This is a genomic window from Geobacter sp. AOG1 (genome assembly GCF_019972315.1).
Lineage (GTDB): Bacteria > Desulfobacterota > Desulfuromonadia > Geobacterales > Geobacteraceae > Geomobilimonas.
Map to the genome: position 1 here is coordinate 2,287,065 of NZ_BLIZ01000001.1, position 13,484 is coordinate 2,300,548.

Genomic DNA, 13,484 nt, shown 5'->3' on the forward strand with positions numbered 1-13,484 from the left:
TTAGAGGTTCCCATGTACCATGAAATGACGATCCACGGTTTCACCCTCGATTCCCTGGCCCACCGGCCTGTGGTCATCCTGAAGGACAGCCGCGACCGGAACACGGTCCCCATCTGGCTCAACTCCAATGAGGCGGTTGCCATGGCCGCCGAGCTTGTCGGTCGTGATCTGGTCAGTCAGCGGAGTGGTGGCGATTTGCTCGCGGGGCTGTTGGAAAAACTCGGCATGCAGGTATGCCAGGTGACAATTGAAGGGGTGCAGGACCACATCTACCGCGCGTCGGTCTGTTTCCAGTGTGACGGTGAGGAGGTCCGGGTTGAGGTGCGCCCCAGCGAGGCGCTCCTGACCTCCCTCAAGTACAAGCTGCCGGTGCATGTTGCCGATGAAGTCGTGCAGCAGGCATCCCGTCTCACCGATGGCGAGGACGAGATGGCACAGGAAACCGCCGCCAGCCGTTTCGCGGATTTCCTGGAAAACCTCGACCCCGCGGTAATGGGGAAATATCCCATGTAGGCAACAGGGCAGAAGGTGCATCCACCTTTATCTCTACTTGTTTCCTTTACCTCGCAGTTCACAGGAGTCCCCATGCGCAAAGAATCCTACACCTTTCTTCAGGACCTGCTGGCCGCCCCCAGCCCCTCCGGTTACGAACAGCCTGCCCAGCGGGTGTTCCGGGCCTATGTGAGCAGTTTCGCCGCGGTGACCCAGGATGTGCTCGGCAACGTCTATGGCACCATTGCGGCGAGCGGCACGGAGCGCCCCAGGGTGATGCTGGTCGGCCATTCGGACGAGATAGGCCTGCAGGTGAAGTATCTGGACGACAACGGCTTTCTCTATTTCGGCGCCATCGGCGGGGTGGATGCCCACCTTACGCCGGGACAACGAGTCAACATCCATACGGCGAAGGGGATGGTGCCGGGGGTGATCGGCAAGAAGCCGATCCATCTCATGGACCCCAAGGACCGGGAGACGGTGGTGAAGCTGGAGAGCCAGTACATCGATATCGGAGCCGCTTCCCGCAAGGAAGCCGAGGCGCTGGTCCGGGTCGGCGACCCGGTGACCTTTGCCGGCGGGCTGGAGCGGTTGCACGGCGACCGGGTGACCTCCCGCGGCTTCGACGACAAGGCGGGAAGTTTCGTCGTGGCGGAGGTGCTACGTCAGGTGGCGGCCGCTACGAAAAAACTGCCGGTGGAACTGGTGGGGGTATCGTCGGTGCAGGAGGAAGTGGGGCTACGCGGTGGTACCACGAGCGCCTACAACGTCAAACCCGATCTCGGAATTTGCGTCGAGGTGGATTTCTGTACCGATCAACCGGACGTGGACCGGAAGCACAACGGTGACGTGGCGCTGGGGAAGGGACCGATCCTCCCCCGGGGAGCCAACATCAATCCGGCCCTGTTCGAACTCCTGGCAGATACCGCTGCACGGGAGAAGATACCGGTGCAGTTCACCGGCATCCCCCGGGCAACCGGCACTGATGCCAATGTCATGCAGATATCCCGCGGCGGGGTGGCCACCGCCTTGGTGAAGATCCCCCTCCGCTACATGCACACGCCGGTGGAGGTCCTTTCCCTCACCGACCTGGAGCATGCGGTGAAACTGATCACCGCCACCCTTTACCGGATCAAGGACAAGGCCGCCTTCGTCCCTTCGTAGTCGGTTCTGTGCCGGTTCAGATGCTGTTTTTACCGGTCTCGGATTCCGGGTTCCCGTATCCCAGCTTTAGCCCCATTTAACTTGACTTGCCCAACTGCCTGTATTAGCCTCTAAGGTTAAATTCGAACCATAACAAAGGAGTCTGCGATGCTGGATGAACGTATCCTGGAAGGCCTGACGTTTGACGACGTCCTCCTCGTTCCCGCCCATTCCCAGATATTGCCCCGCGATGTCGATCTTTCCACCCGCCTCACCCGCAACATTCCCCTCAACATTCCCCTCATCAGCGCTGCCATGGATACGGTTACCGAAGCCCGCACCGCCATCTCCATGGCCCGGGAGGGAGGGCTTGGCATCATCCACAAGAACCTCTCAATCGCCGACCAGGCACTTGAGGTGGACAAGGTCAAGAAGAGCGAGTCAGGGATGATCGTCGATCCCATCACCATGCGTCCCAACCAGAAGATCCATGAAGCCCTCGACATGATGGCCAAGTACCGGATCTCCGGCGTCCCTATCACGAAGAGCAACGGCAAGCTGGTCGGCATCCTGACCAACCGGGACCTCCGCTTCGAAACCGATCTGGAACAACTCATCTCCGCATGCATGACCAAGCGCAACCTGGTTACCGTGCCGGTAGGGACCACCCTGGAGGAGGCAAAGGAGCATCTCAAGCACACCCGGGTGGAAAAACTCCTCGTTGTGGACAATGACAAGTTTCTCAAGGGGCTGATCACCATCAAGGATATCGAGAAGGTCCGCAAATATCCCAATGCCTGCAAGGACTCCCTGGGGCGTCTGCGGGTCGGTGGTGCGGTCGGGCCGACGGTGGACATGGAGGCACGGGTCGATGCCCTGATAAAGGCGGGGGTCGACGTGATCGTTATCGACACCGCCCATGGCCATTCCCAGGGGGTCATCGACGGGGTCCGCACCATTAAGCAGAACTTCCCGGGAGTCGAACTTATTGCCGGCAATATCGCAACCGCGGCGGCTGCCGAGGCGCTCATCAAGGCAGGTGCCGATGCCATCAAGGTCGGCATCGGCCCGGGCTCCATCTGCACCACCCGCGTCGTCGCGGGGGTAGGCGTTCCCCAGATCACCGCCATCATGGACTGTGCCCGGATCGCCCGCAAGTACGATGTCTCGATCATCGCCGATGGCGGTATTAAGTTTTCCGGCGATCTTCCCAAGGCGATCGCTGCCGGTGCCGACGTGATCATGATCGGCTCACTCTTTGCCGGCACGGAGGAGTCTCCCGGCGACACCATCCTTTACCAGGGGCGCGCCTACAAGAGCTACCGCGGCATGGGCTCCATCGGCGCCATGAAAGAGGGAAGCAAGGACCGCTATTTCCAGAGCGACGTGGAGAGCGATGTCAAGCTGGTTCCGGAAGGGGTTGAGGGGATGGTGCCGCTGCGCGGCCCGTTGTCGGCCAATATCCACCAGCTGATCGGTGGGCTCCGGGCTGGCATGGGGTACACCGGCAGCCACAGCCTTGTGGATCTGCAAAAGAAGGGGCGCTTCATCAAGATTACCGGCGCCGGCCTCAAGGAATCCCACGTCCATGACGTCACCATCACCAAGGAATCCCCCAACTACCAGGTCGGGGGAGAGAAGTAGGCATGGACATCCATAGCGAAAAGATACTCATCCTCGACTTCGGTTCCCAGTACACCCAGCTCATTGCCCGGCGGGTGCGGGAGGCCCATGTCTACTGCGAGTTGCACCCCTTCGACATGGACCTGGCGGCGATCCGAACTTTTGCCCCCAAGGGGATCATCCTCTCCGGCGGGCCCAAGTCGGTCTACGAGCCGGGGGCACCGGCGGTGGCCGAGGAGCTTTTCGAGCTGGGGGTACCGGTGCTCGGGATCTGCTATGGGATGCAGCTGATGAGCCGTCATTTCGGCGGCGAGGTGGTCCCCGCCGGCAAGCGTGAGTTCGGCCATGCCGACCTGCTCGCATCGGGCCAGCCGGGGCCGCTCTTCGAGCGTTTTTTCGTCGAGGGAAAAAGCCCGGTCTGGATGAGCCATGGCGACCACGTGGCCAAAGTCCCGGCCGGTTTCCAGATTGTAGCGGAGACGGCCAACGCACCGGTCTGCGCTATCCAGGATGTTGCCCGTAATCTCTATGGGGTGCAGTTCCATCCCGAGGTCAATCACACCCCCCGCGGCGAGATTCTTATCGACACCTTCGTCCGGAAGGTCTGCGGCTGCACCGGTCGCTGGACCCCCGGCCAGATCATCGAGGACGCCGTCGAGCGGATTCGCTCCCAGGTCGGAACTGAACGGGTGATTCTCGGCCTTTCCGGCGGGGTGGACTCCTCAGTGGCGGCTGCCCTCATTCACCGTGCCATCGGCGACCAGCTTACCTGCGTCTTCGTGGACAACGGCCTGCTCCGCCTCTCTGAGGGGGACCAGGTGATGGCAACCTTCGCCCAGAACCTGGGGGTCAAGGTAATCCGGGTTGATGCCGAGGACCGCTTCCTGACGGCCCTTGCTGGTGAGCCCGATCCGGAGAAAAAGCGGAAGATCATCGGCAACCTGTTCGTCGAAATATTCGAGGAGGAGTCGAACCGGATCGAGGATGCCCGGTGGCTCGCCCAGGGGACCATCTACCCCGACGTTATCGAGTCGGCCGGCGCCAAGACCGGCAAGGCGCACAACATAAAAAGCCACCATAACGTGGGAGGGCTTCCCGACCACATGAAGCTCAAGCTCCTGGAGCCCCTGCGGGAGCTGTTCAAGGACGAGGTGCGCGCCATCGGCGAGGAACTGGGGCTGCCGCACCAGATGGTCTGGCGCCATCCTTTCCCCGGTCCCGGGCTGGGGGTGCGGATCCTCGGCGAGGTGAAGAAGGAGTACGCCGACATCCTGCGCCGGGCCGATGCCATCTACATCGAGGAGCTCTACGCCGCCGATCACTATGAAAAGATCAGCCAGGCATTTGCCGTCTTCCTGCCGGTGAAGAGCGTTGGCGTGATGGGTGACGGCCGCACCTACGAATACGTCATCGCCCTCCGGGCGGTGGAGACGAAGGATTTCATGACCGCCGGTTGGTACCCGCTCCCCTATGAAGACATGGCCCGCATCAGCGGCCGGATCATCAACGAGGTGAAGGGAGTTAACCGGGTGGTGTATGATATATCCAGCAAACCCCCAGCAACCATCGAGTGGGAGTAGTTCGGGCGCCGCTTTTCCGCCATCTCTGCGTCAAACTTCACGACCGCTTGTGCGACGTAGCGATGCTACGCCTCCGCGCGGTCGTTTGTTTTTCTTGACCTGGCGAAAAATCGACACCCTCACACATCGAAGCTCCTAGAATACTCATTGAGTCCATAACAATGACAATCAAACTCATAATCTTCGACCTGGACGGGACGCTGGTGGATTCCCTCGATGACCTGACCGATGCTACCAACCACATGCTCAGTTTGCTGGGGCGACCCACGTTGACGTCTGAATCGGTGCGGCAGCTGGTGGGGCAGGGGGCGCGCCGGCTGGTAGAGCGAGCACTGGTAAACGGGACGGAGGCCGAGGTGGAGCGGGGGATTGACGCTTTCCTGACGTATAACGGGGAGCACCTGTCGGACCGGAGTCGTCTCTATCCCGGCGTGCGGGAGACGCTGGAGGTGCTGCACGGAATAGGACTTCCTCTCACGGTCATCTCCAACAAGAACGTTGCTCTCTGTCGAGGCCTCCTCAAGGTTCTGGGTCTCGAGGGCTATTTTGCCGCGGTGCTCGGCGCCGATTCCCTCCCCTTCCGCAAGCCGTCACCGGAACCGCTCCTCAAACTGCTCCGTGATTTCAGAACTTCGCCCGCTACTGCGATCATGGTGGGTGACAGCATCAACGACGTGGCGGCCGGCCGGGGTGCCGGGGTGGTCACTGTCGGCTGTACCTATGGTTATGGCGACCTTGCGGAGTTGCGGGATGCCGATTATCGGATTGACGAGTTGCCCCAGCTGTTGAAACTGCCGTTCTTTAATTGATCCGGCCCTAAAAATGCTTTATCCACTAATCACAGCCCGCTATCGCGGGCTTTTTTGTTGCCTGACGATACCGTGCGGGGTAAGCTTGCACCATGGAAGAAGGCAAACTCATTACGCTGCTTAGCCGTGACGACATCCGCCTGTTGGCCCGGTTGGCGACAGATTGCCGGATGGGAATCTATCTGGTCGGGGGAGGGGTGCGGGACCTCCTGCTGGGTCGGCCCAGCCAGGACCTGGATTTTGCCCTCGACGGCGAATGTGTCGAACTGCCGCGCCGCTTTGCCGCCGCAGCCGGCGGAACTTTTTTCTGGCTGGACCAGGAGCGCCGGCACGGGCGGGTGGTGCTGGGGCGGGGTGGGGATCGGGTGAGCTACGACTTCGTGCCGCTCCAGGGAGGGTCAATCGAGAAGGACCTGCTACTGCGCGATTTCACTATCAACGCCCTGGCGGTGTCGCTGACGTCTGCCGGGAATGGGATCGTCGACCCGCTGGGGGGGAGGGACGACCTGCAACGGGGGATCGTCCGGACCTGTTCACCGCGCGCCTTTGCCGACGACCCGGTGAGGCTCGTGCGGGCGTTCCGGTTTGCGGCCACCCTTGGCTTCACCCTGGCCGAATCTACCTGGGACGAAATTCCTGCCAATGTTCCCCTTCTCGGGAATGTGGCAGCGGAACGGGTGCGGGACGAACTGTTCCGTATCCTGGACGTGTCGTCGAGTCTTCCCTTTATCCGCCAGCTGGCCGCGACCGGACTGCTCTCCCGGATTGTGGGCGCTGGCTATTGCTCGGGAGGGATCGAGACCTCCTTTGGCCGGGTGGGGAAGATAGAGCAGCTGGAGGGGGAAGTGGAGCGGTGTTTCCCCGCCGAGCACGACCGGGTAGTGGCACATTTGGAACGTCAGGCTGAGGATGGCATAACCTTGCGCGCCCTCCTCAAGATGTCCGCGTTCATTGGTCCAGTCGAGGCGGAGGAGGTGGCGGTCCTAGCGGAGAAGTTGCGGCTCGGCAATCGCTCCCGGCTCGTGCTCCAGCAACTTTGTCGTGCCGAATTTCCTGTCGGCCTGCTGTTGCCGTCGGAATTGCAGACTTCCCGTGCCATGTACCGCCTGTTTCGTGACGAGAGCCCGGTGGGGCTGGAGTTGGTGCTCCTCGCCCTTGCTGACGGTGTCGTTACGCATGATGTCGCTCGCCGGTTCGTGGGGTATTACTGCCACGACTATGACGCGGAAGGGGATGACCTCTACCTCACCGGTGCCGCTATCATGATCCTCCTCGGCACCGGCCCGGGTCCGCACGTCGGTGCCGCCGTGGCCCGTCTGCGGGATGCGGAGAGCCGCGGGGTGGTCAACAGCAAGGGAGAGGCGGAGGAATTTCTCCGGAAAAATCAGTTGACAAACCCTGCGTCGATGGGCTAAAAGTAACATTCCATTGAGCGGGAATAACTCAGTGGTAGAGTGTCAGCTTCCCAAGCTGAAGGTCGCGGGTTCGAATCCCGTTTCCCGCTCCAAAAAAGCTAAGTAGTTTCAGTAGGATGCAGCTGAAACTTTAAAACTGTCCCCGGTACTGTCCCTAAACGGAACCGGGGATTTGCTTTTCCGGGGCGTGATGAAGTCCTGGCCGAAGTAATGGAAGATATCCTCCGCATCATCCTCCAATCCCTCCACGTAGTTTCCGTAGACCTCAAACACCATCTGCTTTGACGCATGCCCCATAAGACCGAACAGCCGCAGCGGATTGATCCCAATGGTCAGACTCCAGGCGGCGAAGGAATGCCGTGCTGAATAGGACGTCATGGGAGCTATTCCGGCTTGCTCCACTCCCTTTTTCCAGACCTTGGCAAAGTCGGTGCTGTTCAGCCTGGTTCCCCTCGGTGTCGTGACCAGGTACGGGGAGCTTGTCCGGTCTTTGAGAATGTCGAGCCTTGTTCTGATTGCCTTGGTAATGAAGATTTGCCGCTTTCTGAAAGCCGTCTTCATGCTCTTCTTCTCTTCGCCCAGGACATAGGACTTGTTGAGGCTGATGAATTCCCCTTCAATATCCTCTTTCCGTATCCCGGCCATCTCCGAAGGGATCATTCCCGTCAGGATCATCAGTTCCGCTATGGGGCGGTAATGCTCTTCCAGGTTGTCAACGAACGTGAGCCAGTCGTGGAACCGTATGACCGTATGCTCTTTCTTCTCGGTTTTCGGCAGCTTCTTGTGCAGGTTGTCAAAGGGACTCTTGATAACCCAACGGTGCTGATCGCAGGCGTCATTCCAGATGGCCCGGAAGGGTATCAGCAGATTGATCTTCCGTGACCGGGACAACGGCTTTCCCTTATTTGCTCCCCTGGTACATTTCAAGCTTTCGGTGAACTTGAACAACTCATGGCCGCTGATCTGGTGGAAGGTCATGTTCCGAAAGTAGGGGAGTATCTTGGTTGTGATCGCCTCTTTGTAATCCCGGTGCTTGGTCGGTGAGCCAAAGGTGGGGAAGATGGTCTTCATCCATTCCTTGGTATATTCCCCGAATCTCACCTGATGAGGTTCCGGCCGGTACTCCCTGCCTTCCAGCTTGGTGAAGAACGCCTTTTCCTGCTCGCTTGCCCCAGGGAACGCTTCGGCAAACTTGAAGGTTCCCTCCTCGATCCGCTCCGTGGTCCGGATCAGGAAATCTCTGACCCTTCGCTCATTGGCTAGAGTGTCGTCAAGCTCGGTTGACCTGGTGATCCGGTGGCCGAAGTAATAGAAGTCCACATAGAGCTTTTTCGACTCCTTGCGCCGTTTGATGCTGCCTGTCTCTTGAACTGGTGTTTCCAGGGCGAGATTGCCCTTTCTGTTTCTCATTGTGTCACCTCGTGACGTTACCCCTCCTTTCAGTGTGTCCTTAGTCCGAGGGGGAAGATAACGTCATTTATTCCATTAATCAATAGTCAAGGTTGATGACCGGCGCCGCGCTTCGCGCTAGAGGCAAAGGCGGGTTGTTGACCGTGGCTTCGCCACGCTGTGAATCTTGCGCCGGATCATCCACCAGGGGAAGAGGGGAGGCGGCAGCGTCAACTGTGTTCAGCATGGGCCGGTTGTTGAAGAAAAGGTCGTCCTGCCAGCGGAAGCGAAGTATCCGACCCAGGCGAAAGTAATGGACGCCTTCCAGGATGGCACCGGACTTCAACCAGGCAAAGACCGTGGTGCGGGATACCTGCAACCGTTCGGCAAACTGTTCAACGGTGAGAACATCGGCTGAGGAGAGGGGATTAGATTTTGACATAGTCATACCTTTCCTGCGTGGCCCGAAAGAACAGATTGATTATTCTCTTGCGGTACTCTTCCGAGAATTTCCGATCAGTGGTTTTCTCATGGAGCAAGATGCACAGATGATTGATTGCTTCCTTCCGATCTCTGATGCCACACTGGGCGGATATGGAGACAAGCCGGCCAATGATGTGAGCAAGGGCACGCTGAATCGGTTCCTCATTGTCACTGGTGTAAATTCGCCTTGCATCGCTCATCTCTCCGAACCTCTCCCTGCATTCCTGAACCGCCTGCCACCAGGGATAAATGGTGCGCCGTTCTGCCTTGTCCTTATCAGGGAGTCTTAGGGAGAACCATTCTATCGTCAGATAGGCCCACATTGACCCGATCTTTTGCCAGAGATCGTGGTAGTCATTTACCCGGTACTGATGGAGGAAGGGACGACGCAACTGGAATTCCACCCGCCAGACACCGCCAGGATGGTTAAGCCCCCAGATGGGGAGAAACCATAACTTGTTGCTCTTCTGGATTTCGGCTCCCTTGTTGTAGATTCTCACCTGGACAGGGGAGTTTGCAGACCCGCAATAGTAGGTTTCAAGTTCTTTGCCGTTGCCTATCATCCTGACCTTGCGACTACGTGACACCCTGAACATCTCCAGGGAGTGGAAGGTAGGGGGGGTATTTAATATGAAGTCCGCACAGAGATCGCACCGGCTCGGCTGAATCCGCTCGATTCTGCCACCGAAGTATTGCAGGTCGAATTCCAGCAGTTCAAGGATGGTGGTGAATTTCTCATGCCAGAGGGTTTCCGCATTGATGGTCACGTAGACATTAGGTGACATGCCGAACGTGTCGGAAATGGCGATATAGATGCGGTATTCTGGGAATTGAAGTTGATAGCGGAAGTTGGGAGGCTTGCCCCCTGGCTGGTGGAGGAACTCCCGGCCTAGGTCGGTTTCCTCTAAAAGACCACCTTTCCCTTGGGAAGCTTCCTTCATTTCGGCCAGGTGCGCTTTGTGCTGTCCCCAGTTTTCATCCCAAGTGACAAACAGACCCAAATCAAGGGTGTCGATCCCACAGGTGAGAAACTGGAAAAGTTTGGTAGGTGGGTTTTGCGCATGGCGTGTTACAGACTCCGCCATGCTGGGTGAATCCCCCGGCGTCTCGGCCAAGGCACCGGCAGGGCCGGGAGCCCCGGCCGGGCCGCCGGGGGTGTCGTAAGATGCAGGGTTTTGGGTTGATACGGATTCAGAATTATCGGATTCAATAAAAGCCACTATGTTATCCTCCTTGAGCGCAAGTGCGCTATAAACCGTTCAGGCTGTTTTGCCTTTTTCGTATAGGAGCATAAAATGTTAGGATGTTATTCCGATGACTAATTTTTTCCAGGGTTTAACTATTTGAAATTACAGAAAGCTATAAGGGGAAAGTGTTAGTGTTAGGTGGGTTTTGTGAAAGAAATGAACAAAAGGGAAGGCCGACAGCGCCAGAGGAATTGGTTGACTGGGTTTAATAAAAGAGTTACAAGGGTGTGGAGGGAGACATAATTCCTTTTGAATTAGCCGATATGCTTGAATATAAGTATCGACTCCAATGCTTTATGAAAGTGATTTGTCAAATGTTTGATATGGAAGCACCCAAAGAGGTAATACAGGCGAGCGGCAAGCTTACGTATTAAGTTATGTGAGGTAACAATATGAAAAATGTAGTGTGTGGTTTGTTAGGTCTGTATTTGTTTTGTGTGCTTGTTTTTGTTTTGTCAGGGTGCAGTGGCGATGGTGGCAGTACTGCCACTGGGACAGCGAAAGTATCGAAGTATGCTTATGTGGCGAACGCTGGCACCGGTAACCTCTCTCTATACACGGTAGATGCAGGTGGCGGCAGTCTGACCCCCATGACTCCTGCAACCGTGACCGCTGGAACATATCCCAACTTTGTCACCGTCGACCCATCAGGTAAGTATGCTTATGTGGCAAACGCCAACAGCAACACTGTTTCACAATACACGATCGGTGCGGATGGTAGTCTAACCCCCATGACTCCTGCAACCGTAGCCACTGGGCTGTATCCTAGACTCATCACTGTTGACCCATCAGGCAAGTATGCTTATGTGGCAAACGCCAACAGCAACACTGTTTCGCAATACACGATCGGTGCGGATGGTACTCTGACTGCTATGACTCCTGCAACAGTGACCACCGCCGATAGTCCCAGCTCCATCACAATCGACCCATTAGGCAGGTATGCCTATGTGACGATTATTAACAACGATGATATCATTGTGTACTCGGTCAGTGCAAACGGCAGCTTGGTGGCCGTGCCTTCGGCAGTACTTGTCATCTGGAGATCTCCCATTTCTCTTGCCTTAGACCCCTCCGGCAAATATGCATATGTGGTGAACTACTACGCCAATAACGTTTCACAGTACACGATCAAGGCAGACGGAACTCTGACTTCGGCTCCTGTAGCCGTGGCTGCTGGGACGAATCCTAACTCCTTAACTGTCGATCCATCAGGCAAGTATGTTTATGTGACGAATAGCGGCAGCAATAATGTCTCACAGTACACGATCGGCACAAACGGCAACCTGACTGCCATGAATCCTCCAACCGTAGCCACTGGGGCGTATCCCCTAAGTATCACTGTTGAGGCCTCGGGTAAGCACGTATACGTGGTAAACCGCGCCAGCAATGATGTTTCACAATATACAATCGGCGAGAACGGCACTTTGACTGCGATGACACCCGCAACCATTCCCGCCGGGAATAATCCATATTCCATAGCTATCGTAGCCAAGTGAGTGACTGTCACCGGCGTTAGCTGTATCCAAACTGTCACCAGGATTAATTGATTACGTCGAATTTTGACGTACTTAAACGGACTAAAGACACACCGAAGAATGGTGTAACTGCTTTTAATTTATTGAATTTATTTGCGTTTGAGTGTATATCTCTTTTAGCCTATGGGTCTTCGAATCCCGTTTCCCGCTCCAGATAACTACAAGGAATCCTTATGGATTCCTTTTCTATTGCCCCGACTTTCACCAAAACTTTCACTAAAAAGTTTTTAATGGGAGTACGGGGCTTCTCGTTTCTTCGATAATGACTTGGTGAAAGCCAGGTTGAACCATCATGCCAGGATAAGCCAGGAGGTGGGGCGGTTGCTTTGCCTTCCCCTCCACGAAGTCTCTGCCGTAGTATTCCAGGATCAGCCAGAAATCCTCTTCCAGCCCTTCGATGTAATCCCCGTAGACCTCATAGACCATCTTTTTTGATCCATGCCCCATGAGCCTGACCAGCCGGTTAGGATCGATCCGTAAGGTTAACGCCCAGGCCGCGAAGGAATGGCGCAGGGAGTAGGGTACCTTGTCGATGATCCCGCTTGCCTTGGCCGCTCTGGCCCAGACACTCTTGAGGAAGTTTGACGGTCTGAAGGTTGATCCGTTCTCGGTGGTGACGAGCAGTTCCCCGGTTGATCTTTCCTGGAGGATGTCGAGCCGCTTGCGGATCGCCTGAGTGATGGGAATCTTTCTGATCCGGTAGACGGTTTTCGGCGTGTCGTGCTCTTTGCCTCTGACGATGGTATGTTGCACCAGGATGTAATCGGGGCGGATGTCGCTTTTTCTGAGGCCTGCAATCTCCGAATTAATCATCCCGGTAAGGATCATCAATTCCACCACCGGCTGGTACCAGGGATCAACTTCTTTGAGGAATGCCAGCCACTCATGGAAGCGGAACCCCTCCCGGCGTTTGGCCGGAGCTTTGGGAAGGTGCTTCTTGAGATTGCCGAAGGGGTTATGGAGCACCCAGCGGAACTGGTCACAGGCATCATTCCAGATGGTGCGAAGGGGAATGAGGATGTTCTTTGCCCTGGCCTTGGAAAGCGGTTGCCCCTTCTTGGCCCCTTTCTTCCACTTCATGGAGTTGATGAACTTTTGCAGTTCCACCCCGCTGATCTGGAAGAAGGTCATCTCCTTGAAGTACGGCACCAGCCAGTAATCGATTATCAGCCGGTAATCGTCCTTCTTGGTTCCTTCGGGGTAGTGGTTCCAGACGTTTTGATACCACTCATGGACGTAGTTCCCGAAGATGATGTCTCTCGGTTCCGGTGCATACTGCCACCCCTCCAGCTTGGCGAAGTAGGCCTTTTCCTCTTCCGGTGCGCCGGGGAATGCTTCGGCAAAGATGAGCTTTCCCGCATCCCGCCTCTCGATGATCCGATCCAGCCAGAGCCGGACTTTTTCCCGGTTCTTCCCGGTGTCGTTCAGTCCGGTGGTCTTCTCCACGCGCCGGTTGAAGTAGTAGAAGAGGATATACAGCTTCCGTGAGCCAGGTTTCCTGATGATGGTTCCCTGTTTCTTCTCCTCGTTGTCAAAGAGCAATACATCCAGGTGGTGGTTAGTGCGCTTCATGGTGTTCTCCATTCCGCTGTCCACATTCCCACCTGCCATAGTCCGAAGAAAACATAACACAATTCAAAACGCATTTCAGTACTCCCAATTGATGGGGTTGGATTTTTGTTGCCGGATCGGTACGGGAGAAGGCTTGACCGGTTTAGCCTCTGTCGATCCCTCCAGAAGTTCGCTGATCATTTCCGCACTCCAGATG

11 protein-coding genes and 1 tRNA gene are annotated in these 13,484 nt (G+C 56.6%); 8 read left to right on the plus strand and 4 right to left on the minus strand.

What is annotated here, in order from left to right; translation table 11 throughout:
* Positions 1–12: 12 nt before the first annotated feature.
* From LDN04_RS10455 to LDN04_RS10485, 7 genes are all read left to right on the plus strand, one after another.
* Complete coding sequence (locus tag LDN04_RS10455; RefSeq protein WP_223909871.1) at positions 13–513, plus strand: bifunctional nuclease family protein; 501 nt, start codon at positions 13–15, stop codon at positions 511–513.
* A gap of 72 nt (positions 514–585) precedes the next feature.
* Positions 586–1,656, plus strand: a complete 1,071-nt coding sequence (locus LDN04_RS10460; protein ID WP_223909874.1) for a M42 family metallopeptidase — start codon at positions 586–588, stop codon at positions 1,654–1,656.
* Positions 1,657–1,803: 147 nt separating this feature from the next.
* Complete coding sequence (gene guaB / locus LDN04_RS10465) at positions 1,804–3,279, plus strand: IMP dehydrogenase (RefSeq protein ID WP_223909877.1); 1,476 nt, start codon at positions 1,804–1,806, stop codon at positions 3,277–3,279.
* Positions 3,280–3,281: 2 nt separating this feature from the next.
* Positions 3,282–4,838, plus strand: a complete 1,557-nt coding sequence (gene guaA, locus LDN04_RS10470; RefSeq protein WP_223909880.1) for a glutamine-hydrolyzing GMP synthase — start codon at positions 3,282–3,284, stop codon at positions 4,836–4,838.
* A gap of 161 nt (positions 4,839–4,999) precedes the next feature.
* Complete coding sequence (locus LDN04_RS10475; protein ID WP_308464659.1) at positions 5,000–5,647, plus strand: HAD family hydrolase; 648 nt, start codon at positions 5,000–5,002, stop codon at positions 5,645–5,647.
* A gap of 92 nt (positions 5,648–5,739) precedes the next feature.
* A complete protein-coding gene (locus LDN04_RS10480; protein ID WP_223909884.1) occupies positions 5,740–7,062 on the plus strand; it encodes a CCA tRNA nucleotidyltransferase in 1,323 nt (440 codons plus the stop codon).
* 17 nt (positions 7,063–7,079) lie between these two features.
* Positions 7,080–7,154, plus strand: a tRNA-Gly gene (locus LDN04_RS10485).
* Between the two features lie 16 nt (positions 7,155–7,170).
* Here LDN04_RS10485 and LDN04_RS10490 read toward each other — a convergent pair.
* The 3 genes from LDN04_RS10490 to LDN04_RS10500 form a co-directional block, all read right to left on the minus strand.
* Positions 7,171–8,472 carry an Arm DNA-binding domain-containing protein gene (locus tag LDN04_RS10490; RefSeq protein WP_223909887.1) on the minus strand — a complete coding sequence of 434 codons (1,302 nt, stop codon included), beginning with the start codon at positions 8,470–8,472 and terminating at the stop codon, positions 7,171–7,173.
* Between the two features lie 79 nt (positions 8,473–8,551).
* The gene (locus LDN04_RS10495) at positions 8,552–8,893 is read right to left on the minus strand and encodes a helix-turn-helix domain-containing protein (protein WP_223909889.1); all 342 of its coding nucleotides are present in this window, start codon (positions 8,891–8,893) and stop codon (positions 8,552–8,554) included.
* The gene (locus LDN04_RS10500; RefSeq protein ID WP_223909890.1) at positions 8,880–10,154 is read right to left on the minus strand and encodes a plasmid replication initiation factor; all 1,275 of its coding nucleotides are present in this window, start codon (positions 10,152–10,154) and stop codon (positions 8,880–8,882) included. The genes LDN04_RS10495 and LDN04_RS10500 overlap by 14 nt, the downstream gene beginning before the upstream one ends.
* 419 nt (positions 10,155–10,573) lie before the next feature.
* On the opposite strand from LDN04_RS10500, the gene LDN04_RS10505 reads away from it, so the two are divergent.
* On the plus strand, positions 10,574–11,677 hold the full coding sequence (locus tag LDN04_RS10505; RefSeq protein ID WP_223909892.1) for a beta-propeller fold lactonase family protein: 1,104 nt from the start codon (positions 10,574–10,576) through the stop codon (positions 11,675–11,677).
* 255 nt (positions 11,678–11,932) lie between these two features.
* Here the strand turns inward: LDN04_RS10505 and LDN04_RS10510 are convergent, their stop codons facing one another.
* On the minus strand, positions 11,933–13,288 hold the full coding sequence (locus tag LDN04_RS10510; RefSeq protein ID WP_223909894.1) for a site-specific integrase: 1,356 nt from the start codon (positions 13,286–13,288) through the stop codon (positions 11,933–11,935).
* Positions 13,289–13,484 lie beyond the last annotated feature (196 nt).